This is a genomic window from Herbaspirillum sp. WKF16 (assembly GCF_028993615.1).
In the GTDB taxonomy this organism is placed as follows: Bacteria; Pseudomonadota; Gammaproteobacteria; order Burkholderiales; family Burkholderiaceae_D; genus Herbaspirillum.
Genome location: NZ_CP118632.1, coordinates 4,671,429 through 4,693,242, shown reverse-complemented (window position 1 = coordinate 4,693,242; position 21,814 = coordinate 4,671,429). Strand labels below are relative to the sequence as shown.

At 65.5% G+C, this 21,814-nt stretch carries 18 protein-coding genes; 12 read left to right on the top strand and 6 right to left on the bottom strand.

Annotated features, from left to right (window positions below):
- Positions 1-9: 9 nt before the first annotated feature.
- Positions 10-1,740 carry a ShlB/FhaC/HecB family hemolysin secretion/activation protein gene (locus Herbaro_RS21170; protein ID WP_275011572.1) on the bottom strand — a complete coding sequence of 577 codons (1,731 nt, stop codon included), beginning with the start codon at positions 1,738-1,740 and terminating at the stop codon, positions 10-12.
- Positions 1,741-2,068: 328 nt separating this feature from the next.
- Here Herbaro_RS21170 and Herbaro_RS21165 point away from each other — a divergent pair, with 328 nt between their 5' ends.
- Entirely contained in the window at positions 2,069-8,284 is a 6,216-nt protein-coding gene (locus tag Herbaro_RS21165; protein WP_275011571.1) for a hemagglutinin repeat-containing protein, read from the top strand.
- A gap of 4 nt (positions 8,285-8,288) precedes the next feature.
- Positions 8,289-8,759: a Cdi1I family immunity protein gene (locus Herbaro_RS21160; RefSeq protein ID WP_275011570.1), complete on the top strand. Its 471-nt coding sequence runs from the start codon at positions 8,289-8,291 to the stop codon at positions 8,757-8,759.
- Positions 8,760-8,964: 205 nt separating this feature from the next.
- Here the strand turns inward: Herbaro_RS21160 and Herbaro_RS21155 are convergent, their stop codons facing one another.
- Positions 8,965-10,386, bottom strand: a complete 1,422-nt coding sequence (locus tag Herbaro_RS21155; RefSeq protein ID WP_275011569.1) for an MFS transporter — start codon at positions 10,384-10,386, stop codon at positions 8,965-8,967.
- A gap of 202 nt (positions 10,387-10,588) precedes the next feature.
- Between Herbaro_RS21155 and Herbaro_RS21150 the strand changes: the two genes are divergently transcribed.
- From Herbaro_RS21150 to Herbaro_RS21140, 3 genes are all read left to right on the top strand, one after another.
- Positions 10,589-10,855 (top strand): hypothetical protein, encoded by a 267-nt coding sequence (locus Herbaro_RS21150; RefSeq protein WP_275011568.1) that lies wholly within the window; start codon positions 10,589-10,591, stop codon positions 10,853-10,855.
- 137 nt (positions 10,856-10,992) lie between these two features.
- The gene (locus Herbaro_RS21145; protein WP_275011567.1) at positions 10,993-11,571 is read left to right on the top strand and encodes a low affinity iron permease family protein; all 579 of its coding nucleotides are present in this window, start codon (positions 10,993-10,995) and stop codon (positions 11,569-11,571) included.
- Positions 11,572-11,606: 35 nt separating this feature from the next.
- Complete coding sequence (locus Herbaro_RS21140) at positions 11,607-11,810, top strand: hypothetical protein (protein WP_275011566.1); 204 nt, start codon at positions 11,607-11,609, stop codon at positions 11,808-11,810.
- Here the strand turns inward: Herbaro_RS21140 and Herbaro_RS21135 are convergent, their stop codons facing one another.
- Complete coding sequence (locus Herbaro_RS21135; RefSeq protein ID WP_275011565.1) at positions 11,811-13,145, bottom strand: MFS transporter; 1,335 nt, start codon at positions 13,143-13,145, stop codon at positions 11,811-11,813.
- Positions 13,146-13,659: 514 nt separating this feature from the next.
- Between Herbaro_RS21135 and Herbaro_RS21130 the strand changes: the two genes are divergently transcribed.
- The 5 genes from Herbaro_RS21130 (at position 13,660) to Herbaro_RS21110 (ending at position 17,338) form a co-directional block, all read left to right on the top strand.
- Positions 13,660-13,917 (top strand): DUF4148 domain-containing protein, encoded by a 258-nt coding sequence (locus Herbaro_RS21130; RefSeq protein WP_275011564.1) that lies wholly within the window; start codon positions 13,660-13,662, stop codon positions 13,915-13,917.
- A gap of 100 nt (positions 13,918-14,017) precedes the next feature.
- Entirely contained in the window at positions 14,018-14,242 is a 225-nt protein-coding gene (locus Herbaro_RS21125) for a hypothetical protein (RefSeq protein WP_275011563.1), read from the top strand.
- Between the two features lie 132 nt (positions 14,243-14,374).
- Positions 14,375-15,241, top strand: coding sequence for a cysteine hydrolase family protein (locus tag Herbaro_RS21120; RefSeq protein WP_275011562.1), 867 nt, complete (start codon positions 14,375-14,377; stop codon positions 15,239-15,241).
- 182 nt (positions 15,242-15,423) lie between these two features.
- Positions 15,424-16,362, top strand: a complete 939-nt coding sequence (locus tag Herbaro_RS21115; protein ID WP_275011561.1) for a LysR family transcriptional regulator — start codon at positions 15,424-15,426, stop codon at positions 16,360-16,362.
- A 55-nt stretch (positions 16,363-16,417) separates the two neighbouring features.
- Positions 16,418-17,338 (top strand): ornithine cyclodeaminase family protein, encoded by a 921-nt coding sequence (locus Herbaro_RS21110; protein ID WP_275011560.1) that lies wholly within the window; start codon positions 16,418-16,420, stop codon positions 17,336-17,338.
- Between the two features lie 65 nt (positions 17,339-17,403).
- On the opposite strand, the gene Herbaro_RS21105 is transcribed toward Herbaro_RS21110, so the two are convergent.
- Complete coding sequence (locus tag Herbaro_RS21105) at positions 17,404-18,294, bottom strand: DMT family transporter (RefSeq protein WP_275011559.1); 891 nt, start codon at positions 18,292-18,294, stop codon at positions 17,404-17,406.
- Between the two features lie 203 nt (positions 18,295-18,497).
- Here Herbaro_RS21105 and Herbaro_RS21100 point away from each other — a divergent pair, with 203 nt between their 5' ends.
- On the top strand, positions 18,498-19,121 hold the full coding sequence (locus Herbaro_RS21100; RefSeq protein ID WP_275011558.1) for a glutathione S-transferase family protein: 624 nt from the start codon (positions 18,498-18,500) through the stop codon (positions 19,119-19,121).
- A gap of 312 nt (positions 19,122-19,433) precedes the next feature.
- Here Herbaro_RS21100 and Herbaro_RS21095 read toward each other — a convergent pair whose 3' ends face one another.
- Positions 19,434-19,589, bottom strand: a complete 156-nt coding sequence (locus tag Herbaro_RS21095; protein WP_275011557.1) for a hypothetical protein — start codon at positions 19,587-19,589, stop codon at positions 19,434-19,436.
- A 159-nt stretch (positions 19,590-19,748) separates the two neighbouring features.
- Positions 19,749-20,837 carry an NADH:flavin oxidoreductase/NADH oxidase gene (locus Herbaro_RS21090; protein ID WP_275011556.1) on the bottom strand — a complete coding sequence of 363 codons (1,089 nt, stop codon included), beginning with the start codon at positions 20,835-20,837 and terminating at the stop codon, positions 19,749-19,751.
- 135 nt (positions 20,838-20,972) lie between these two features.
- Here Herbaro_RS21090 and Herbaro_RS21085 point away from each other — a divergent pair, with 135 nt between their 5' ends.
- On the top strand, positions 20,973-21,305 hold the full coding sequence (locus tag Herbaro_RS21085) for an ArsR/SmtB family transcription factor (RefSeq protein ID WP_275011555.1): 333 nt from the start codon (positions 20,973-20,975) through the stop codon (positions 21,303-21,305).
- The last annotated feature ends 509 nt before the right edge of the window (positions 21,306-21,814 follow it).

Below are 21,814 nucleotides of genomic sequence, written 5' to 3'. Positions count from 1 at the left end.
TGTCCGGCATCAGTACTGGTATCCCAGCGAGAACCCGGCCGCCTGCGCGCCGGTGCGGAAGTTCTGCGGCTTGTACAGCGCCCATCCGATGAACATGTCGTAGCTCAGGCCGAGCAGGTTGCCGCGCATGCCCAGCGCCGCGCCGGCCAGCTTGTCGCCCAGCAGCTTGCTGACGGCGGGACCGTAGAGCTTGCCGATATCCAGGCCGGCGTAGAGCGAATGGTTGCGCTCTCCCAGTGGTGCGTCGATCTCGTTGCGCATGAAGAATCCGCGCTCGGCGGCCAGGCTCAGTTCGCCGTCGAAGCCGCGCACGGTATACCGGTTCCCGATGGATAGCTGTTCGCTCGCATGGAGCACCGAGCGTGTGCTCTGTCCGCGCAAGGCGCCGATGTAGGTCAGCGACTGGCCGGCCAGCGCAAAGGGCGCCAGCAGGCTGGCATCGATGGTCTGCAGCGTGTAGCGCAGGGTCGGGTCGCCAGGCTGGCGGAACGCGGGATCGGCATCGCCGTTGAACCAGCTCACGCCCCAGCGATTGGCCAGCGACAGGTCCAGTTGGGCGCTGCCGAGACGGCGCCGGTGCAGCCAGGCAATCTCCGCGAAGCTGGCGTTGCGGCGCTGGTTGTCCAGCTCGGTATCTTCCAGGTAGGCGCGGCTCCAGCGCTTGCCGATCTTGAACTGGATGCTGTTCTTTTGCTGCTGGTCGCGCTGGATCATCCAGGTCGCCCTCACATCCATGTTGTCCGATTTGCCGCTGGAGGTGAAGGACTGGAAGAGGCCGGCGAAGCGCTGGTGATACCGATAGCTGCCGGCGGCAACGGCGAAGCTCCAGTCGCCATAGGGCACCGACCAGGAGAAATTATTGCCGGTGGTGCCGCGTTGGTTGCCGCTGCGATCGGCGTCGGTATTGAGCGTGACGTTGAACAGGTCGTTGAGCCCCAGCGGATTGTCGAGCGCGAGATTGAGGCCGGCCTGCAGCTTGCCGGTGCCCTTGGCGCCGCTGTCGTCGAGCGACGCCGACAGCCGCCACGGCTTTGTCGCCGCGACATTGATCACGATATCGCTTTCGCCCAGGCGATCACCGGGCGAGATCTGCATCTCCACTTCATGCGAAGGCACGCGCTTCATCTGTTCCATGCCTTGCTCCAGCTCGCGCAGGTTCAGCAGATCGCCGGGACGGGCAGGAAAGGCGCTTCTCCAGCTGCCCGGCATCCCCGGCCTACCCAGGCCGATGGAGCCGATCACGCCTGGAATCAGCACCAGCGTCAACGTGCCCGCCGAGAGGTCTTGCTCCGGGATGCCGACGCGTGTGGTCGAGTATCCGCGCGCCAGCAGCAGCGCCGACATGCGCCGGCCGATCAGGTTGAGGCCTTCGCGGCCGATACACTTGTCCCTGTAGACATCCAGCGCCTGCTGCAGAAAATGGAACGCATCCAGCGGCAACAAGCTCGCGCCCAGCCGTGACTGCGCCGGCGACAATTGCGCGGGCAGCGCCAGGCGCAGCTCGCGGATGGCGAAGCAGGGCGCTTCCTCGGGGAGCGCGGCATCGTCGGTCGAATGCGCCTTATCCTCCTGTAGTTTGACTTCGGGCGCTTGCTGCAGCTGCATGCGTTCCTCGGCTTGTCGCTGCAGCTGCTCGCGCTGCTGCAGCAGCTCAGACTCCCGTCGGGCGCGACGCTGCGCATCGGCATCTGGCGCCTGGGCCATCGCCTGGCCGGCGGCCAGCGACAGCAACATCCACATCAACACGCCGCTTGCGGCAAGCCTTGCCCGATACGGACGATTCCGGTTCATCGCATTCACTGCGGATTTCCAAATGAGAAAGCCGCGGCGGACTGCGACTTTGGGTGGCGATCAATCCGACCACGAGGTGCTGTCGGCACGGCTGGCATGGAGAGTGCCAAGGCCGTCGATCATAGGGAATTCGCCGTCGCTCGCCCATCGCTGGCGGCTGAAATGTGCGCCGTAATTTTCCGAGATTTAACGGAAGCTCAAGAGTTCGTATTTCTTCTATTGGATTCGCTGGCGATTTGCTCGACTCTTCGGAGTCCTTCCAATCCGGAATCCGCCAGTGAACAAGCCGAGCCCATCCCGCGTCCGTCTCCACCTCCGCCTCATTTCGCTGATTGGCGCCATCGTCGTCATGCATGGCGCCATCGCACCGCCGGACGCCCGCGCCCAGATCGTCGCCGCCCCATCCGGCCCGCACCGTCCGGTGATCGACAGCACCGCCAACGGCCGTGCGCTGGTGCAGATCGTGGCGCCCAATGCGGCCGGCGTATCGCATAACCAGTACCAGCAGTTCAACATCGGGCGCGGCGGCGCCCTCCTCAACAACGCCACCGGCAACGCGCTCACGCAGCAAGGCGGCTGGGTCGGCGCCAACCCGAGCCTGGGCGGCAAGCCGGCGCGGCTGATCGTCAACGAGGTCAACAGCACCAACCCCAGCCAGCTGCGCGGTTACCTGGAAGTGGCCGGCCAGCGGGCCGACGTGGTGGTGTCCAATCCCAACGGCATCCTGGTCGACGGCTTCGGTTTCATCAACGCCAGCCGCGGCACCCTCACCACCGGCACGCCGGTCTTCGGCAGCGGCGGCGCGCTCGAGGCGCTGCGGGTCACGCAGGGCAGCATCGCCGTCGGCGGCGAGGGCTTCAACGACAGCGGCACCGCCCAGGTCGACCTGATCGCGCGCAGCGTGCAGCTCAACGCCGCGTTGTGGGCCGATCGCGCCAACGTGATCACCGGCGCCAACCGGGTCGACTACGCCAACCTGGGCGTGCAGGTGATTGCCGGCGCGGGCGGCGCGCCGACGGTGGCGCTGGACGTGGCCGCCATCGGCGGCATGTACGCCAACCGCATCCGGCTGATCGGCACCGAGGCCGGGGTGGGCGTGAGGAGCTACGGCAAGATGGCCTCGGCCGGGGAGTTCGAGATCGACAGCGCGGGCAAGGTCACGCTCCATGGCCCCACGAGCGCCGCCGCAGCGATGCGCATCGGCAGCGGCGAAGCCATCGTGAACCGCGCCACCTTGTCCTCGGGCGCGGCCATGGCGTTGCAGGCGGGCGTGATCGACAACGCCGGCGGGAAAATCCTGTCCGGCGGCGACCTGGCCCTCGCGGCCGGCGCGCTCGGCAATACCGCCGGCGAGATCCGCAGCAACCGCAACGCCAGCCTGGGACTGCGCAGCGATTTCTCCCACGCGCAGGGCGACGCCATCGGCGCGGCCGGCGACCTGGCCATCGCCACCACGGGCGACTTCAGCAACCAGGGGGAATTGGCCGCAGGCGGCAATGTGAGCGTGCGGGCCGCCAATATCGTCAACCGCAAGGACGGGCTGCTCTTTGCCGGCCAAACGACCTTGCTGCAAGCCGAACAGGGCATCGTCAACACCGGCCGCATCTATGGCGAGGATGTCGCCATTGCCGCCAGGAGCGTCACTAACGACCACGAAGGCGTCTACGGCGATAACGTCCCGGCCGGCGTGATCGCCGCGCGCAATAGCCTGAACATCGGCGCGGCCAACATCGTCAATCGCGAGCATGCGTTGATCAAGAGCGATGGCGATATCGCCATCGGCGGCGCATTGGACGGCAATGGCAAGGCGGTGGGCAAAGCCGCCAGCGTCACCAACAGCTCGGCCGCCATCGACGCCGGCGGCAAGCTGACGATTGCCAGCGCCGCGCTGTTGAACGCCAATGCGCACTTTGCCAGTGAGCTTCAGCTTGATCCGAGCAAGACACGTAGCTGGACCGAGTACGAGATCGACGGCTACAGCCACGTCTACGCCGCTGACGCGGTTTATCTGGAGCCGGATGGCAGCGTGATGCAGCTCGTGGTGCGGGACACCGGCGGGCGCTTCAACCACTACACCATCCGCGAGATCACCGAGACCACCCGTAGCACCGTCGTCACGGCAAGCGATCCGGGCAAGATTGTCTCGCGTGGCGATATGCTGTTCTCCGGCGGCACGGTGACCAACGACAAGAGCGCCATCGTGGCAGGCGGTGCGCTCAATGGAACGATCGATGGCGCCAGCAACGGCGGCACCAATCCTCAGGGGGAGATCCACGTTCACCGCGATGTTGTCTCCATACACCGCACCACCAAGAGCTGTGCCGGCGGTACAAGGACCTGCAACAAAGACAGCATCAGTTATCCCAGCTACGACCTGCCGGTCACCCACTTCGATCTGGGTATCTGGAAGGCGCAAGCCCACACTACACCGGACAGCCGCGCCAATCCCGCCGCCGGCCAGGCGCCGCAGGTGGCGCTGCTGGCATCGAGCCAGCTTTATCGTCCGGGGACGGCCCCCGGCAGCACGCACTACATCGAAACCGACCCGGCCTTCGTCAACTATCGCCTCTTCCTCTCCAGCGACTATCAACTGGGCCGCCTGGCCATGGATCCGCAGCGCGCACAAAAGCGCCTGGGCGACGGCTACTACGAGCAGCAACTGGTCAACGACCAGATCCTGAGGCTGACCGGACGCAAGCAGCTCGGCGCCTACGCCAGCGACGAAGACCAGTACCGGGCATTGATGGACGCCGGCGTGACCTATGGGCAACGCTTCGGCCTGGCCCCGGGCATTGCCCTGTCGGCGGCGCAGATGGCGCAACTGACCAGCGACCTGGTGTGGCTGGTTGAGCAAGACGTCAGCTTGCCTGACGGCTCCACCCAGAAAGCGCTGGTGCCCAAGGTGTACCTGTCCCGCCTGCGCGAGCAGGACCTCAAGCCCACCGGCGCCCTGATCGCCGCCGACAGCATCGACCTGCGCATCAACGGCAGCCTGGCCAATGCAGGCACCCTGCGCGCCAACACCACGCTGGCCATCGCCGCCTCGCAGGACATCGACAACACCCTGGGCACGATGGCCAGTGACGCCGGCGCCGGCACGACAACGCTGAGGACAGGCCGCGATTTCAACAACCGGTCGGGCACGATCAGCGGCAACCGCGTGGCCATCGTGGCCGGACGCGACGCCAACATCGGCACGATCGCCAATACCAGCCAAAGCGTCCACGGCACGCAGGTCGCCCTGGAGCGCAGCGGCGGCGTCGACGCCGGCACGCTCTGGCTGCAAGCGCAGCGCGACATCAACCTCAACGCCGCCGCCGTCAACACCACAGGCGACGCCGCGCTGACCGCCGGCAACAACCTGAACCTGAACGCGGTCAAGACGCAGGAAGAACTCAAGGTCACCTACGACGACAGGAACCATCTCTACAAGAAGCAGGAGCAGGCCAACGGCACGACGATGCGCAGCGGCGGCAATACGGCGCTGGCCGCAGGCAACGATCTCAATGCGCAAGCCGCATACGTCAACAGCGACAAGGCCATCACTGCCACCGCCGGCGGCAACATCAGCATCGGCGCGGCCGCGCAAGCCGGCAGCTACGACCAGGAGGTCTATATCTCCTCCTCCGGGCCGCTCACCTCGAGCAGCATGCACAGCAAGGACAAGCAAACCGGCACGCAGGCCATCGGCTCGACCTTCTCGGGTGACACCGTCAACCTGCAGGCGGGCCGGGACATCCGCGTTGCCGGTAGCAACGTGGTCTCCAGCGCCGGCACGCAGCTCGCGGCGCAAGGCAACATCGACATCCTCGCCAGCGAGAACGTCCAGAGCCAGACCTACAGCAAGGTCGAGAAGAGCTCCGGCCTGCTCTCCGGCGGCGGCGTTGGCGTCACCATCGGCAGCCGCACCCTGGAAAACGAGCAGGCCAGCCGGCAGGTCAACCACAACGCCAGCACCATCGGCGCCGTCAACGGCAACGTGAACGTTGTGTCCGGCCAAGCCTACACGCAGGCCGGCAGCCATGTCGTGGCGCCGCAAGGCGACCTCCGCATCCAGGCCGGCAAGATCGACATCGGCGCGGCAATCGACACCGCCGACGCCACGCAGGACACGCGCTTCAAGCAAACCGGCGTCAGCTTGCAGATCGTCAATCCGGTGCTCTCGGCCGCGCAGGCGGTGCAGCAATTGAAGCAGGCCTCGGAGAAGGTCAAGGACAGCCGCATGAAAGGCCTGGCGGCGGGCGCAGCCGCCTTGACCATCGCCAACACGGCAACTCAGGTGGGCGAGAGCAAGGCGCTGGCTGGCGGCATCGACCTGGCGGTCTCGCTGGGAACGTCGAAGAGCCAGAGCCACAGCGAGCAGCACAGCACTACTGCCGTCGGATCGGCAGCGCTGGCCGGCGGCGATCTCAGCATCATCGCCAAGGGTGCCGGCCGGGACAGCAACCTGAACGTGCAAGGCAGCAAGCTGGAGGCAGGCCGCAACGTCCTCCTGAACGCCGACAACCAGATCAACCTGAGCGCATCGCGCAGCACCAGCGAACAACACAGCAGCAACAGTAACAGTTCGATGAGTGTGGGCGCTTCCGTCGGCACCTCCGGCTTGATGTTCAACGTGGCCGCCTCGGGCGGTCGTGGCAAGGGCGACGGCAGCGATGTCAGCCACACCAACACCCAGGTCAGCGCCGGCAATACGCTGACGATGAGCTCCGGTGGCGATACCACCCTGAAGGGCGCAGTAGCCAAGGGCAAGCAAGTCGTGGCCGACATCGGCGGCAACCTCGCCATCGAAAGCCAGCAAGACAGCAGCACCTACCAGAGCCGGCAACAGAGCCTGGGCGGCAGCCTCTCGGCCGGCCCCGGCAGGGGCGTCTCCGGCAGCATCAACGCCAGCCGCAGCCGGGTCGACGGCAACTACCAGAGCGTCACCGAACAGAGCGCCATCAACGCGGGAGACGACGGCTTCCAGGTTAAGGTGGCCGGCAAGACCGACCTCAAGGGCGCCAAGATCGCCAGCACCGACAAGGCGGTGGAGGAGGGCAAGAACCGGTTGCAGACGGCCAGCCTGGCCACCAGCGACATCAACAACAAGAGCGAATACAAGGCCGAGAGCCAGAGCGTCAGCGCAGGTGCCGGCAACAACGGCGGCAGATCCATCTTGAACGGCGCCGGCGTCGGCGTAGGCGGCGCCAGCGGCAGCGAAAGCAGCGTGACCACCGCAGGCGTCTCGGGCATCGCCGGCGACACCAAGGTCAGGAGCGACAAGGACAGCAGCAAGGCCCTGGTGAAGAAATGGGATGGCAGGCAGTTGCAGGAGGATGTGGAGGCGCAGGCCAAGATCACGGAAGCATTCGGCAAGCAGGCATCACAGGCAATCGGCGACTACGCCGGCGCCCAACTCAAGAAGGCTGTCGATTCAGGAGATACGGAAGCCATCGAGAAATGGAAAGAAGGCGGCGCCTATCGCGTGGCCCTGCACACCTTGGCGGGAGGCTTGTCAGGAGGTGTAGCCGGCGCGGCGGGAGCAGGCGTCACCGCAGCAACAATGCCCCAGATCGCGGACGCGATCAAATCGATGGGCTTGCCTGAGGGCGTGACCAAGGGACTCATCGCCGCCACGGGAGCCGCCGTAGGGGCAACGGTCGGCGGCGTGCAAGGCGCTGCCAGCGGCTTTAACCAGACTGCCAACAATTACCTCAAGCACGAAGAAGATCAGCAGAAGCTCAAGGCAAAAGCTGACTGCGCCACCAGCGGAAACCCTTCGCAATGCCGTCGCGACGTGGAGAAGGAATACAACCAGCTAGGCCGTGAGCGCCAGGGACGTAAATGTACTGACGCCGAAACCTGTCGTGCGAATCGGGATGAGATCGCTGGCGACTTGCAGACGACATTGGCAAGGCAAGAAGAACTGGATCGCAAGTCCTATCAAGGCAAGCAAAAGCTGACGGAGATCGAGACGCAGGAATATATCTCCAACAGCGAGCAGATTTCGAGAATGAACTCGGCCTTGGAAGAGACTCAGCGGCAGCTTCGGAAGGTGATTCCGTACGATCAGTGGACGGCGGCGGAGAAAGAGAAAGCTTTTGCGGATGCGATGACTGCGGTTGGTGGATTGGGCGCGACAGGTGCTGTGGGACGGGTGCCGTCTAGGCAAAAAGCCGATGGTGCAAAGGACGCGTCATGGGGCTTGTCAATCTCTGAAACCAAGATAATGATCTCATCGGCACAGGAAGAATATAAGGGAACTACAGTCGTGGGACATGCGTTGTCTAAACACGCGGGGCGAAATCCTGATTTATGGGGAGATATTACAGGTTCAACGAAAACGTGGAATGAGCAAGGTATGCAGCAGTTGCGAGAGATAATTCGCGGTCCAGGAGAGTTTTTAAAGAAAGAATCAGGAAATGGGATTTCATTTATGGAGAAGCGTCTTCCAGATGGACGTGGTGTCCGTCTGAATATGGATCGCACATTCAAAGGATTTTTAGATTAAATATATGAACGGACTTGTGGAACTAATCTTTGAAGCCGTGCAAAACGGTGCGGTTAAACATCTTGTGGATGATCTGCTTAAAGGGGGAGTTGTCATTGGATCTTCACACAGCGAACTGGGCGTGTGTGAGCTGAATGTAATTGACGAGAATTACCTAACGTCTCTATGGGAAGCGGAAACCGCAGTATCTGTTTTTATAAGAGCAGATCAAATTTCTATTGGCGGGGTATTAATTAATCGGCCTGTAATACGTATTCTTCGGTATCAAAATTCGAATGATGTGTCACTTATATTCGATAGTGCCGATGTTATAGAAAGTGATCGAGAAGAGGCTCTTCGAGGCCTTGCCGCTGGTGCAAAAATACTCGCAAAGAACTCTGAAGTTCCAAAATTCTATTGTGGATTCGAACCAGCAACCGATGAGAAGACCAGACTATTCTGTGGTGAAGTAATGGGTCCAATAAGGTCTCTTTAGAATGGTTGTTGAGTTGCATCGAAAACTGCCCCACTTTTCCCGGAAATTTATATCCTAAGTTGAACCCATGTTTGGAGTGAACCCCTCGGGCTGGACCAAGGCCCGGTACTAAAGCAATAAGGCTCCGCCATAATTTGTTCAGCACGTCCCCGACACGTGAATAATGGGACTGAGAGAAGGCACTTTTAATCAGACCAATAAGTCTTCACTCCAACTCCGCCACTTCCTCCAACCCCCGCCTCTCCGCATCCACCGCAAACCGCAACGCGCACAAGCCGGCGATCAGCGCCAGGACGGCGCCCAGCGCATAACCTGCCGCCACCGCGTGCCGGTCGCCGCTGGCGATCAGCCAGCCGAACAGCACCGGGGCGATGAAGCCGCCTACGCCGGTGCCTACTGCGTAGAAGATCGAGATGGCCATTGCGCGCATCTGCAGGGGGAAGACTTCGCTGGCCGTGAGGTAGGCCGAGCTGGCGGCGGCGGAGGCGACGAAGAAAACGGCGCTCCAGCATAGCGCCAGCGTGAGCGCGGTGAGCAGGCCGGCGTTGAAGGCCCAGGCGGTGGCGGCCAGGCCGGCGCCGGCGAGCAGGTAGGTGGCGGCGATCATGCGGCGGCGGCCTATGCTGTCGAACAGGTGGCCGAGCAGGATGGGGCCGAGCACGTTGCCCAGCGCGAAGGGGAAGATGTAGAGCGCCACCCGGTTGTCGGGGATCTGGTAGAAGCGCGTGAGCACCAGCGAGTAGGTGAAGAAGATGGCGTTGTAGACGAAAGCCTGCGCGATCATCATCAGCGCCACCATCAGGCTGCGCGCGCGGTAGCGGTGCAGCAGGATGGCGGCGATCTCGCGCAGGGTCAGCATGCCGCTGCCGGCGCGGCGCGCGTCGGGCCGCGCTTCGGGCGGGGGCAGCGCGCCGTGTTCGGCGGCGACCTGCGCCTCGATGCCGGCCACGACTTCTTCCGCGCGCGCGTGATGGCCGTGCATCAGCAACCAGCGCGGGCTCTCCGGCACGTGGCGGCGCACCAGGATGATGGCCACGGCCAGCACCGCGCCCAGCAGGAAGCACACGCGCCAGCCCAGGGCCGGGCCCAGCACGCGTTCGTCCAGGATCACCAGCGACAGGCCCGCGCCCAAGGCCGCGCCTATCCAGAAGCTGGCGTTGATGATGAGGTTCACGCGCCCGCGCACGCGCGCCGGGATCAGCTCATCGATGGCGGAGTTGATGGCGGCGTATTCGCCGCCGATGCCCAGGCCGGTGACGAAGCGACAGAGCGCCAGGAACAGGAAGTCGGTGGCGAAGGCGGTGGCCAGCGTGGCGATCATATAAACCGCCAGCGTCACCATGAAGAGCTTCTTGCGGCCCAGGCGGTCGGTGAGGCGCCCGAACAGCAACGCGCCCAGCACGGCGCCGGCGATGTAGAGCGAGCCGGTCCAGCCCACTTGCGCCGGATCCAGGCCCAGCGTGTCGGGGCGCTCCAGCACGCCGCCGATGGAGCCGACCAGGGTCACCTCCAGGCCGTCCAGCACCCAGGCGATGCCCAGCGCGATCACCACGCGCCAGTGCCAGCGCGACCATGGCAGGCGGTCGAGGCGGGATGGGATGTCGCTGGCGCCGGCAGCGGTGGTCATGCGGTCTCCTTTGTCGGGCTTTCAGAACCAGACAGGGATTGGCGGCATGCGGTTCCCGGCGGTGTTCCCTTGAGAAAACTGTTGCGTGCTTGTCCACTCAGTCATTTCCTGATGCCGCCATCGAGCGCGGGCCGCTACCATGCGGCCTTCGAAATCAACACGGCAGGGAGCGGCGCGCGGGATGGGTTGGATGGATACGATCATGCAATATGCGATCTACCTCGTATTGGGGCTGTGCGTGGTGTGCCTGCTGGCATCCATCGCGGCCTTCGTCGCCCTGGAGCGGCGCTGGCAGGTGCGCGCCGTGCGCGTTTCCGCGGAAGATACGGCTGGCGCGCCCGGCAGGGAGGGGGTGAGCGATGAGCTGGCGTCGCCGCTGCAATGGCAGGAGCTGCGCCACCGCCTGGAAGAGATGCAGATCATGGCCGACGAGAGCGGCCGTCCCGGTCCCTACAAGAACGTCGCCTGAGATCGTTTGCGGCGACCGGCATTCCTACACACGGCAGAGGTGTTGTCCGCTTGGCGCCGCCCCGGCGCGCCGCCGATACTGCATGCATGATGGGCGCCGCCGCGTGCGCCGACAACGCATGTGGAGACAGCAGCGCCATGAATACCCCGGACCTTTTCCATCGATTTTCCGTCGCCTGCTCGCGGGTGGTCGGCGCGTCCTGGACCTTCGTCACGGCGCTGGCCGTGATCGTGCTGTGGGCCGTCACCGGGCCGCTGTTCGGGTATTCCGACACCTGGCAGCTGCTCATCAATACCGGTACCACCATCGTCACCTTCCTGATGGTGTTCCTGATCCAGAACGCGCAGAACCGCGACGCCGAGGCCACGCAGCTCAAGCTGGACGAGCTCATCCGCGCCATCCAGGGCGCGCGCAACAGCATGGTTGACGTGGAAGACCTGTCCGATGAGGAATTGACGCGCCTGAAGCAGGAGTTCGTGCGCATGGGCGACCATCCGGACGACCCGGTGCGCAAGCGCCTGAAGAAGACGCTGGGACGCAGCCGCCATAGTGGCGACCAAGGCGCCGACGAGAGGCGCGACGAGAACGACAAGGATGGCGGCGACGCCGGCCGGCGTCCGCAGGCCGCGCCCGACGCGCCGCCGCGTCGCAAGCAGCAACGCCAGTTCGAGGAGTACACCCAACCGCTGCGGGTCAGCCAGCGGCAATGGACCTGAAGCGCGGCATGCCGCCGCAATGCGAGGAGACCATCATGAAACACCAGACCCAAATCCATTCCGACAGCGCGCTGGAAGACAAGCCCGACGCCCGCCACGCGCCCGAGCCGGCCGCGCGCGACGACAAGCTCGGCGAGACGCGCGGCAAGGGCCGCACCGGCTTGCGCCCGGGCGGCGAGAGCGACGCCGAGCAGATGCTCGATCGGCAGAACCTGGAGCGATCGCGCGACCGCTCCTGATCAGTTGCGCCGCGCGGTCGCGCGCGTGCCGATGAAACCGAGGATCAGCAGCGCGCCCAGCATCTCCACCAGCGCGATGCCGGCCAGGCCTTGGGTATAGCGTCCGGTGCTGGTCTTGAGATAGCCCAGCAGTTGCGGCGAGAAATAGCCGGCCAGGTTGGCGACCGAATTGATGACCGCCAGGCCGATGGCGATGGCGTTGCCGGAGAGGTACTGTCCTGGCAACTGCCAGAAGATCGGGATCGCGCCCATGGTGCCGGCCGACGACAGCGCCAGCGCCACGATCAGCCCGGCGGCGTTCTTCTCGCCCACGCACCAGGCGGCCAGCAACAGGCCGACGGCGCCGATGGCGGCGGCCGCTGCCGTGTGCAGGCGGGTTTCCTGGCGCCGGTCCGAGAGCCAGCCGTTCAAGACCATGCCGCCCCAGCCGCAGGCGTAGATGCCGCCCATGATCCAGCCCAGCGTCTTGATGTCGGTGAAGCCGACTTCCTTGACCAGGCTCGGCCCGTAATACACCAGCGTCGCGTTGCCGGCGATGATGCAGAAGAACACGCCGATCAGCAGCCAGATCTTCGCGCTCCTGAGCGAGGCCAGGAAGCTGTGCTCGCGCGGGCCGAGCTGGCGCTCCTCGTCGGCCATCTCGGCGGCGATGTGGGCCTTCTCGCGCTCGGACAGCCATTTCGCCCGCGACGGCAGGTCGGTCAGGATGAACAACGCGGCGATGCCGGCCAGCACCGAGGGGATGCCCTCGATGATGAACAGCCATTGCCATCCCTGCATGCCGAAGGCGCCCTGCGCGAGCTCCATGATGTAGGCCGCCAGCGGACTGCCGATCATCAGCGACACCGCCGAGGCCGAGACGAACACCGAGAGCGCCTTGCCTCGGCGGTGCGCCGGCAGCCAGTAGGTGAGGTAGAGGATCACGCCCGGCTGCAGGCCGGCCTCGAAGGCGCCCATCAGGAAACGCAGGAAATAGAACTGGCCCGGCGTCTGCACCCAGGCCATGGCCACGCAGATCACACCCCAGCCGATGGTGATGCGCATGATGGTTTTGCGCGCGCCTATCTTTTGCAGCAGCATGTTGCTCGGTACCTCGAACAGGAAGTAGCCGATGAAGAAGATGCCCGCGCCGGCGCCATAGACGGCGTCCGACCAGTGCAGGTCGCTCATCATGGTCAGCTTGGCGAAGCCGACGTTGACCCGGTCGACCCAGGCCAGGAACCAGATCAGCGTGACGCAGGGCACGATGCGCCAGGCCACGCGGCGGAAGGTGGCGTCATGTTCGTTCAGCGCCGTGGAAGCGGGTAGCGGCGGTGCGGTATCGGCGGCAGGCATGGTCTCCCCTCGGATGTGGATGGTGTGCGCACGGCAAGTCGCCGGAGGGGACCTGGGCCGATGCGGCGCCATCTTCCAAGCACTTTCCATGCCCATCCCGGCCGGCAGCCTGCGCTGCCGATGCCGGGTGGCACGTTGGCTGGCGTCATTTCCGTTTGTGATAACAAGAAATAATCAAAACGAGGGTCTCGTCGCGGAAGCATCCCGACCCAAAAACCGGCACCCGCAGCGCAAGGCTTGACGGGCCTGGATTTGCGGCGGATTTGCAGGGCGTTTGCCGATAGCGTTGTTTCTATGGCCGCGATAGGCGTTTGCGATTGTTCCACTTCGCAGAACACTCAATTCCTGTTCGGCATGTTTTTCCGGCGGCGGCTCATCCCTACACTGCAGTCATCGATGAACGACATCGCAACGCAAGAAACGATGCGGTTCTGAGAGAGAGGCACATGTCATCTCACACAACCGAAACATGTACCCGCAACCCTAATTCGTGAACACCCAAAAGGAGAACATCATGTCTGCAAAGTATATCGTCGCCGCCGCCCTGGCCCTGTCCGCTTCGTCCCTGGCTTTCGCCGAGGCACCGTATCCGGTTGAAAAGCCTTTCGTGTCGCACACCACCCGCGCCGCCGTGAAGGCCGAGCTGGCCAAGGCGCAGCAACAAGGCCTGGCCAACCAGGTGGACTCGGTCTTCCCGGCCGTGACCTCGGCTCCTGCCAACCGCGGCCTGCAAACCGCAGGTTCGCAAGGCGCGCTGTACACCGGCGCCTGATCCGGCGGGAGGAAGGATGCGGGCGGTTGAGTCCTGCCGGCGCATCCCTCCTTCGGCTGTTCTATCCACCAGCAAGTAAAACAAGAAAAGAGGAACCATCATGTTGCATCAATTGTTCGTGCGGGGCACGGCTCTCTATCCGCGGGTCTACCTGCAATTCGCCGCATTGGTGGGATTGCTGATCGCGGCCGAGTTCAGCATGGGCACCCTGAGCATGATGCTGACCCAGCGCGCACTGCACCGCGTTTCGCAACGCGTGCGCAGCCGCCGTGAAGCCTCGCGCGCGACGCGCGATGACCATATCGACGGCAACTGCTGCGCCTGAGGCGACGTTCCTCTTTTGTTGCGCCATCGAGCCCGATGCGGAAATCGTCCGCATCGGGCTTGCGTCTTTCTGGCAGCCGGAAAAGTGATCTAGACTGGAGGCTTCACGCCACCCGCTTCCGGAACGTCCGCCATGCCACGCCAGCTCCACCTGCTCCTCATCGATCCGCAGAATGACTTCTGCGACCTGCCCGCGTCCCATCTGCCGCCGGATCCCGTACAGGGCCGGGCGCAGGCGCCGGCCTTGCCGGTGGCCGGCGCCCATGCCGACATGCAGCGCGTGGCGCGGCTGATCGACGAGGGCGGGGCCGGCTTGTCGGCCATCAGCATCACGCTCGATTCGCATCACCGGCTCGATATCGCGCATCCAACCTTCTGGCGGCGCGGCGACGGCGCGCCGGTGGCGCCCTTCACCCAGATCGAAGCGGCCCAGGTGCGCGCCGGCGAGTTCGCGCCGCGCGACGGGCAATCGCTGCCGCGCGCGCTGGCCTATCTCGACGCCCTGGAAACCAGCGGCCGCTACCGCCTGATGGTGTGGCCGGTGCATTGCGAGATCGGCAGCTGGGGCGGCGACGTCCATGCCGACGTGCGGGCCGCCTATAACCGCTGGGAGGATGCGACGCTGCGCGTGGCGGCCAAGCTGCGCAAGGGCAGCAATCCCTGGACCGAGCATTACTCGGCGGTGCAGGCCGAAGTGCCCGACGCCGACGATCCGGACACCCAGCTCAACCTGCCCTTCATCGGCGAGCTGGCCCGGGCCGATGCGGTCTACATCGCCGGCGAGGCCGGCAGTCACTGCGTGCGCGCCACCACCGAGCACATCGCCCAGAACCTCGACGCCGCCGGCCGCGCGCGGCTGGTGCTGGTGACCGATTGCATGAGCCCGGTGGCGGGCTTCGAGCAGCAGCACCGCGATTTCCTGGCCGCCATGCAGGCGGCCGGCCTGCGCCTGGCGACATCGGTGCAAGTGTTGCAGGAGCTGCGCGCCAACGCCGCCTGAGGACGCGCCGCAACGCCGCCTCCGGCGCGCCTCATGCCAAAACGGCATGGGACGCCGGCGGTGCCGTTTCGGTATAGTTGCTGCCGGGTCAAAGGGGCCGGCCCTGCGCGCAAGCGCGGGCCGGACGCAACGGGATGCCGCGCGCGGATAACAGCGCCGGCGCGCCAGAGAGGCAGGCAACGATGGAAATCAAATGGGTCGAGGACTTCCTCTCGGTGGTCGAGACGCTCAATTTCAGCCGTTCGGCCAAGCTGCGCAATGTTACGCAGCCGGCTTTCGGGCGCCGCATCCGCTCGCTGGAGACCTGGCTGGGCGCCGAGCTGTTCGACCGCTCCTCCTATCCCTGCACGCTGACCCCGGCCGGCGAGTCCTTCGTGCCGATCGCCAGGGAAATGCTCAACCAGTCGATGCAGGCGCGCCTGGTGCTGCGCGGGCAATTGGCCGGCGCGCAGTCGGCGGTGCGCTTCGCCATGCCGCACACGCTGCTGCTCACGCTGTTCCCCAAGCTGCTCTCCGAGATCGAGAAGAAGGTCGGCGCGATCGCCACCACCGTCATGGCCGGCAATGTGCACGATGCCGTGATGTCGCTGGTGGAGCGCAACTGCGACCTGCTGATCTGCTACGACCATCGGCAACAGGGCATCGCGCTCGACCCCGAGCGCTATGACGTGCTGTCGCTGGGCAAGGAGCCGCTGCGCCCCTACGTCAAGACCATGCCCGGCGGCGCGCCCAAGTACGTGCTGCCCGGCACGCCCAACGATCCCCAGCCCTTCCTGAGCTATTCACCGTATTCCTCGCTCTCGCGCATCGTCGAGAAGGCGCTGCACACCAGCCCGCGCCGGGTGCACCTGTTCCGCCGCTTCGAGACCGACCTGGCCGAGGGCCTCAAGAGCATGGCCGTGGAAGGCCACGGCATCGCCTGGTTGCCGGCCAGCGCGGTGGCGCGCGAGATCGCCGAGGGCAAGCTGACGCTGGCCATCGCGCCCAACGACCGCGAGGCGCTTGAGCAGGGCCTGTGGTGCGACGAAATGGATATCCGCGTCTATCGCCGGGTGGACGGCGCCAGCCCCGACATCGACCGCATCTGGAACTACCTCAAATCCGAACACGGGCCGCAATAACGCCGCATGGGCGCAATCTGCGCCGCCCTCATTCAAGCAAACCAAGGAGCCGCACATGAAATTCCTCAGCAACCAGCAGATCAGCGAACTGCTCACCACCGAAGGCGCCATCGCCTCGATGCGCGAGGCCTTCGCCGGCGCGGCCGACGGCGCGCACCAGGGGCGCGTGCGCACCAGCGCCTCCAACGGCGTGATGCTGTCGATGATGGGCGCCGTGATTCCCGCCGCCGGCATTGCCGGCGCCAAGGTCTACACCACCATCAAGGGCCAGTTCAAGTTCGTGATCCAGCTGTTCTCCACCGAGACCGGCGCGCCCCTGTGCACCATCGAGGGCGACACCATGACCGGGCTGCGCACCGCCGCCGCCACCGCGGTGGCCTGCGATGCGCTGGCGCGTCCGGATGCCGCGGTGCTGTCCGTGATCGGCACCGGCGTGCAGGCGCGTTCGCACGTGCCGGCGCTGCTGCAGGTGCGCAAGTTCAAGGAGGTGCTGGTGGCCGGCCTGTCGGGCCAGCAGGAACTGGCCGAGGAAATCACCCGCACCCTGGGCGTGCCGGCGCGCGTGGTCGAGATCGACGAGGCCGCGCGCAGCGCCGATGTGCTGGTCACCGTGACGCGCGCGGCCACGCCGCTGTTCGACGGCAAGCTGTTGCGCCCGGGCGCCTTCGTGGCGGCGGTCGGCGCTTCCAAGGCCAACGTGCGCGAGCTGGACGACACCGCGATTGCGCGCGCGGCCGCCCTGTTCGTCGAGTGGAAGCCGCAGGCCCGGCAGGAAGCCGGCGACCTGGTGCAATGCGCCCCCGGCACCTTCGACTGGGACCAGGTCATGGAGCTGGCGCAGGCGGTGGACGGCAGCGCGCCCTACCAGCGCGGCGCCGACGACATCGTCATCTACAAGGCCATCGGCATCGGCCTGGAAGACGTGGCGCTGGCGGGACTGGCCTATCGCAAGGCCTGCGTCAAATACGGCTGGTAAGCCTGTCGTGGGACGATGAAAAAACGCCGCGATCTGCGGCGTTTTTTATTTTCCGGCGACGGCGTTCAGGCCGCCGCCTTGCGCGCCCCCGCCGGCTTGGCGCGCAACGCGATCGCGGTCGCGGTCAGCACGATGGCGATGCCGGCCACGGTGCCGGCGGTGACCGGTTCGTCCAGCAGCAGCCAGGCCCACAGCGAGGCGGTCATGGGCACCAGGAAGGTGACGGTGATGGCCTTGGTCGCGCCCTCGGAGGAGATCAGCTGGAAGAACAGCGCATAGGCGACGCCGGTGCACACCACGCCCAGCACCAGCACCGCCAGCAGCGCGGGCAGGGTGCCGGCGGCCAGCGCATGCGGCACGCCCGGCGCGGCGAAGGGCGCCAGGCACAGCGCGGCGGCGAACTGGCTGCCGCAAGCCATCGCGATGGGCGAGATGCCGGCGCCGCGCATGCGCGTATAGGTCGCCGCATAGCCATAGCTGGCGGCCGCGCCCATGCCGGCCAGCACGCCCAGCACCACCATCGCGTCGGCCGGCACCGGCCCCACGCCGACCAGCACCGCGACCCCGGACAGGCCCAGCACGAAGGCGCCCAGGCGCACCGCCGTCAGGCGCTCGCCCAGCAACAGGAAGCCGAAGGCGGCGGTGAACACCGGCGCCAGCGAGTTCATGGTCGCCATGTAGGAGGAGGGGATGTGCAGCGCCGACCAGGCGAACAGCGAGAACGGCAGCGCCGTGTTGCCGATGCCGATGACCAGGTAGGGTTTCCAGTTGCGGCGCCAGTCCAGCCGCACGCCGCGCGACCTGGCGTAGGCCAGCAGCACGATGGCCGCCAGCGAGGCGCGGCCGAAGGTGGTGAGCATGGGGCCGAACACCGGCGCCGCGATGCGCATGAGCATGAAGCTGGTGCCCCAGATGGCGGCCAGCAGCAGGAGCCTGGCGATGTTGGACGGTGACATGATGGGCGTGCCGGAACGGTCGGAATGACTGGAGTGGCGAGTCTAATGCGCGCGGGCGCGCGCTGCCCGGTACAGTTCGGGCATTTTCCACCGGGCCACTTGCGCAGACGAAACAGCGCGGCCCTGCGCCGGCGCGCAACTGTATATGTCGCCGCCCTTGCGCAGCTGCTAATGTCTGGGATCGATACAACACGGAGGGGCGCGTGCTCACGATCTACGGCAAGGACAGTTCCATCAATGTGCGCAAGGTGCTGTGGGCCTGCGCCGAACTCGGCATCGACTACGCGCGCCAGGACTGGGGCGCGGGCTTTCGCTCGACGCGCGAACCGTCTTTCCTGGCGATGAATCCCAACGCCATGGTGCCGGTGATCGACGACGGCGGCTTCGTGCTGTGGGAGTCGAACTCCATCCTGCGCTACCTGGCGGGCCAGTATGGCGACGGCTCCCTCTACCCGGCGCCGCCGCGCGAGCGCGCCCGCATCGACCAGTGGATGGACTGGCAGGCCAGCGACCTCAACCGCGCCTGGAGCTATGCCTTCATGTCATTGGTGCGCAAGTCGCCCGCGCACGGCGACGCGCAGCAGGTGGCGTCCTCGCTGGAGAGCTGGAGCGGCTTCATGCGCGTGCTGGAACAACAGTTGCGGCAGACCGGCGCCTTCGTCGCCGGCCCGGCCTTCACCCTGGCCGACATCCCGGTCGGGCTGTCGCTGGTGCGCTGGTTCGCCACGCCCTTCGCGCGTCCCGAGTTGCCGGCCGTGGCCGCCTACTGCGATCTCCTGGAAACCCGCGAGGGCTACCGCAGGTTCGGGCGCAACGGCATGGCCTGAGCGCGGCGGGGCCTGTACACTTCGGTCTCGTCCCACTCATCATTGCCGGATCGTCCATGGCCACCCGAAAGAAAAAACTGCTGTTCCTCGCCGCCTTCCTGGGCTGCCTGCTGGCCTCCAGCGTGCCGCTGATCGCCTTGCTGTTCTACTGATCGCCGCGGCCGGGCAAAAAAAAAGCCCCCGGAGACTCAAGCCGGGGGCATAAAACCAAATCCAACAGGATTCAGAGGAGACATCTGCAGGGTTTGCCGTCGTCGGCGGCAGATCCCGTGTTGCTTGCGCCGCGCCGCCAGGGCGCCGCGCGGAAATTCATCAGGCCGAAGCGAAGCTGGCGGCGCGGCGGTAGCTGCAGCGGGCCAGCGGATGCTTGTTCCACTTGGCTTCGGCGAACAGGTAGACGCCGACGGCCGTGCCGGCCACTGCGATCAGGGTAAAGAGGACTGCGGCCATCAGGAAGGTGGTGAACATGGTGAGCTCCTTTCGATGGTTTCATCTTAGGGAAAGGCGTCCACGATGGCTTTAGTGAATTCCCCTAGAAACCGCGCCGGCGCCTCAGGCAATTCCCGAGGCGCGGCGTGGCGGGGTGAAGCGGGTTGAAATGCGGCGGCGCCGGTCGGCGCCGGCTCATCAGTAGCGTTCCAGCCAGTGCGCGTAGGGCGCCGGCAGCGTCCACGAGGCACGCTCCAGGCCCAGTTCCTTGGCAGCCTGATAAGGCCAGTGCGGGTTGGCCAGGTGGGCGCGGCCCACCATCACCAGGTCCAGCTGCCCCTCCTTGACCACGCGCTCGGCGATCTCCGGCGTGCCGAAGCCCCAGGCTGACGACACCGGCACGTCCGCCTCGCGGCGCACCCGCTCGGCGATCGGGCCGAGGAAGGCCGGGCCCCAGGGGATGTTGGTGTCGGGAATGGTGAAGCCCATGGTGACGCTGATCATGTCCATGCCCGCGGCCTTGAACTCGCGCACCACGCCGATCGACTCCTGCAGGGTTTGCTCATCGCGGCCGTCGTACTCGATGACGCCGAAACGCACCGTCAGCGGCAGGTGTTCCGGCCACACCTCGCGCACCGCGCGCAGGGTTTCAAGCAGGAAACGCGCGCGGTTCTCGACGCTGCCGCCGTAGATGTCGTCGCGCTGGTTGGAATGCGCCGAGAAGAAGCTCTGCGCCAGGTAGCCGTGGGCGAAGTGCAGTTCCAGCCATTCGAAGCCGGCGTCGCGGGCGCGCACGGCGGCGTCGACGAAGTCCTGGCGCACGCGGGCGATGTCGTCCAGGTCCATGGCCTTGGGAACCTTGGGCAGGCCGCGGCCGAACGCGACGGCGGAGGGAGCGATGGTGTCCCAGCCGCGGGCATCGCCGGCGGCGATATGGTCGTCGCCTTCCCACGGGCGGTTGGCGCTGGCCTTGCGGCCGGCGTGGCCGATCTGGATGCCCGGCACCGCGCCGGCCGCCTTGATGGCCTGCACCACCGGCACAAAGGCCTGCGCCAGCTCGTCGGACCAGATGCCGGTGCAGCCCGGGGTGATGCGGCCTTCAGGCGCCACCGAGGTGGCTTCCACGATCACCAGGCCGGCGCCGCCGCGGGCGATGCTGGCGTAGTGCGACAGGTGCCACTCGTTGACGCGGCCGTCGACGGCCATGTACTGGCACATCGGCGGCACCGCGATGCGGTTGCGCAGGGTGAGGTCTTTGAGTTTGAACGGTTGGAACAGGGCGGACATGTTGGCCTTTTGATAAAGAGGGGCGTCGAAGGCGTTGCAGTGGTGGAAAGTTTGTTTCCTGCAGGTATATTGTTCGTTAGTTCGAATATACTCGAACTATAGAATCAGTATAACCCAAGGTGTATCATTCCGCTGATGCGACCCTACAAACATCCCGCCGCCGAAGAACTGGTGCTTGAGCGCGTGCTCTACGCCCTGAGCGATTCGATCCGCCTGGACATCGTGCGCCACCTGGCGCACGTCGCCTGCGCGACCTGTGGCGAGCTCGACGGCGGCCGCCCCAAGTCCACCGTCTCGCACCACTTCAAGGTGCTGCGCGAGTCGGGCCTGGTGCTCACCGAGAACACCGGCACCTCGCACATGAACACCCTGCGCCGCGCCGACATCGAGAGCCGCTTCCCCGGATTGCTGGCGGCGATCCTGTCGCAGGGCCAGCCGGCGCCGGCCAAAAGGAAAAAGGCGGCCTGAGCCGCCTTTTTTTCGCCCTCACCCCGGGCCAACTGCCCTCATCCCATTGCCTGTCGTTCCTGCGAAAGCAGGAACCCAGTGGCTTTTGTCGTGCCTCGACGACCGTTGAACGACGCTGGGTCCCTGCTTTCGCAGGGACGACACGGAGGAGGGGCTGGCATCCTCGCTTGTTCAAGACACTCTCACTACCTGTCGTTCCTGCGAAAGCAGGAACCCAGTGGCTTTTGTCGTGCTTCGACGACCGTTGAACGACGCTGGGTCCCTGCTTTCGCAGGGACGACACGGAGGAGGGGCTGGCATCCTCGCTTGTTCAAGACACTCTCACTACCTGTCGTTCCTGCGAAAGCAGGAACCCAGTGGCTTTTGTCGTGCTTCGACGACCGTTGAACGACGCTGGGTCCCTGCTTTCGCAGGGACGACATGGAGGAGGGGCTGGCATCCTCGCTTGTTCAAGACACTCTCACTGCCTGTCGTTCCTGCGAAAGCAGGAACCCAGTGGCTTTTGTCGT

What these genes read in the sequence shown, in the direction of transcription:
- Herbaro_RS21115 (WP_275011561.1), top strand. Translation starts at nt 15,424, where the DNA reads ATGGAAATCAAATGGGTCGAGGACTTCCTCTCGGTGGTCGAGACGCTC.
- Herbaro_RS21090 (WP_275011556.1), bottom strand. Translation starts at nt 20,837, where the DNA reads ATGTCCGCCCTGTTCCAACCGTTCAAACTCAAAGACCTCACCCTGCGC.
- Herbaro_RS21145 (WP_275011567.1), top strand. Translation starts at nt 10,993, where the DNA reads ATGAATACCCCGGACCTTTTCCATCGATTTTCCGTCGCCTGCTCGCGG.
- Herbaro_RS21085 (WP_275011555.1), top strand. Translation starts at nt 20,973, where the DNA reads ATGCGACCCTACAAACATCCCGCCGCCGAAGAACTGGTGCTTGAGCGC.
- Herbaro_RS21130 (WP_275011564.1), top strand. Translation starts at nt 13,660, where the DNA reads ATGTCTGCAAAGTATATCGTCGCCGCCGCCCTGGCCCTGTCCGCTTCG.
- Herbaro_RS21125 (WP_275011563.1), top strand. Translation starts at nt 14,018, where the DNA reads ATGTTGCATCAATTGTTCGTGCGGGGCACGGCTCTCTATCCGCGGGTC.
- Herbaro_RS21110 (WP_275011560.1), top strand. Translation starts at nt 16,418, where the DNA reads ATGAAATTCCTCAGCAACCAGCAGATCAGCGAACTGCTCACCACCGAA.
- Herbaro_RS21170 (WP_275011572.1), bottom strand. Translation starts at nt 1,740, where the DNA reads ATGTGGATGTTGCTGTCGCTGGCCGCCGGCCAGGCGATGGCCCAGGCG.
- Herbaro_RS21135 (WP_275011565.1), bottom strand. Translation starts at nt 13,145, where the DNA reads ATGCCTGCCGCCGATACCGCACCGCCGCTACCCGCTTCCACGGCGCTG.
- Herbaro_RS21120 (WP_275011562.1), top strand. Translation starts at nt 14,375, where the DNA reads ATGCCACGCCAGCTCCACCTGCTCCTCATCGATCCGCAGAATGACTTC.
- Herbaro_RS21150 (WP_275011568.1), top strand. Translation starts at nt 10,589, where the DNA reads ATGCAATATGCGATCTACCTCGTATTGGGGCTGTGCGTGGTGTGCCTG.
- Herbaro_RS21155 (WP_275011569.1), bottom strand. Translation starts at nt 10,386, where the DNA reads ATGACCACCGCTGCCGGCGCCAGCGACATCCCATCCCGCCTCGACCGC.
- Herbaro_RS21160 (WP_275011570.1), top strand. Translation starts at nt 8,289, where the DNA reads ATGAACGGACTTGTGGAACTAATCTTTGAAGCCGTGCAAAACGGTGCG.
- Herbaro_RS21095 (WP_275011557.1), bottom strand. Translation starts at nt 19,589, where the DNA reads ATGTTCACCACCTTCCTGATGGCCGCAGTCCTCTTTACCCTGATCGCA.
- Herbaro_RS21140 (WP_275011566.1), top strand. Translation starts at nt 11,607, where the DNA reads ATGAAACACCAGACCCAAATCCATTCCGACAGCGCGCTGGAAGACAAG.
- Herbaro_RS21105 (WP_275011559.1), bottom strand. Translation starts at nt 18,294, where the DNA reads ATGTCACCGTCCAACATCGCCAGGCTCCTGCTGCTGGCCGCCATCTGG.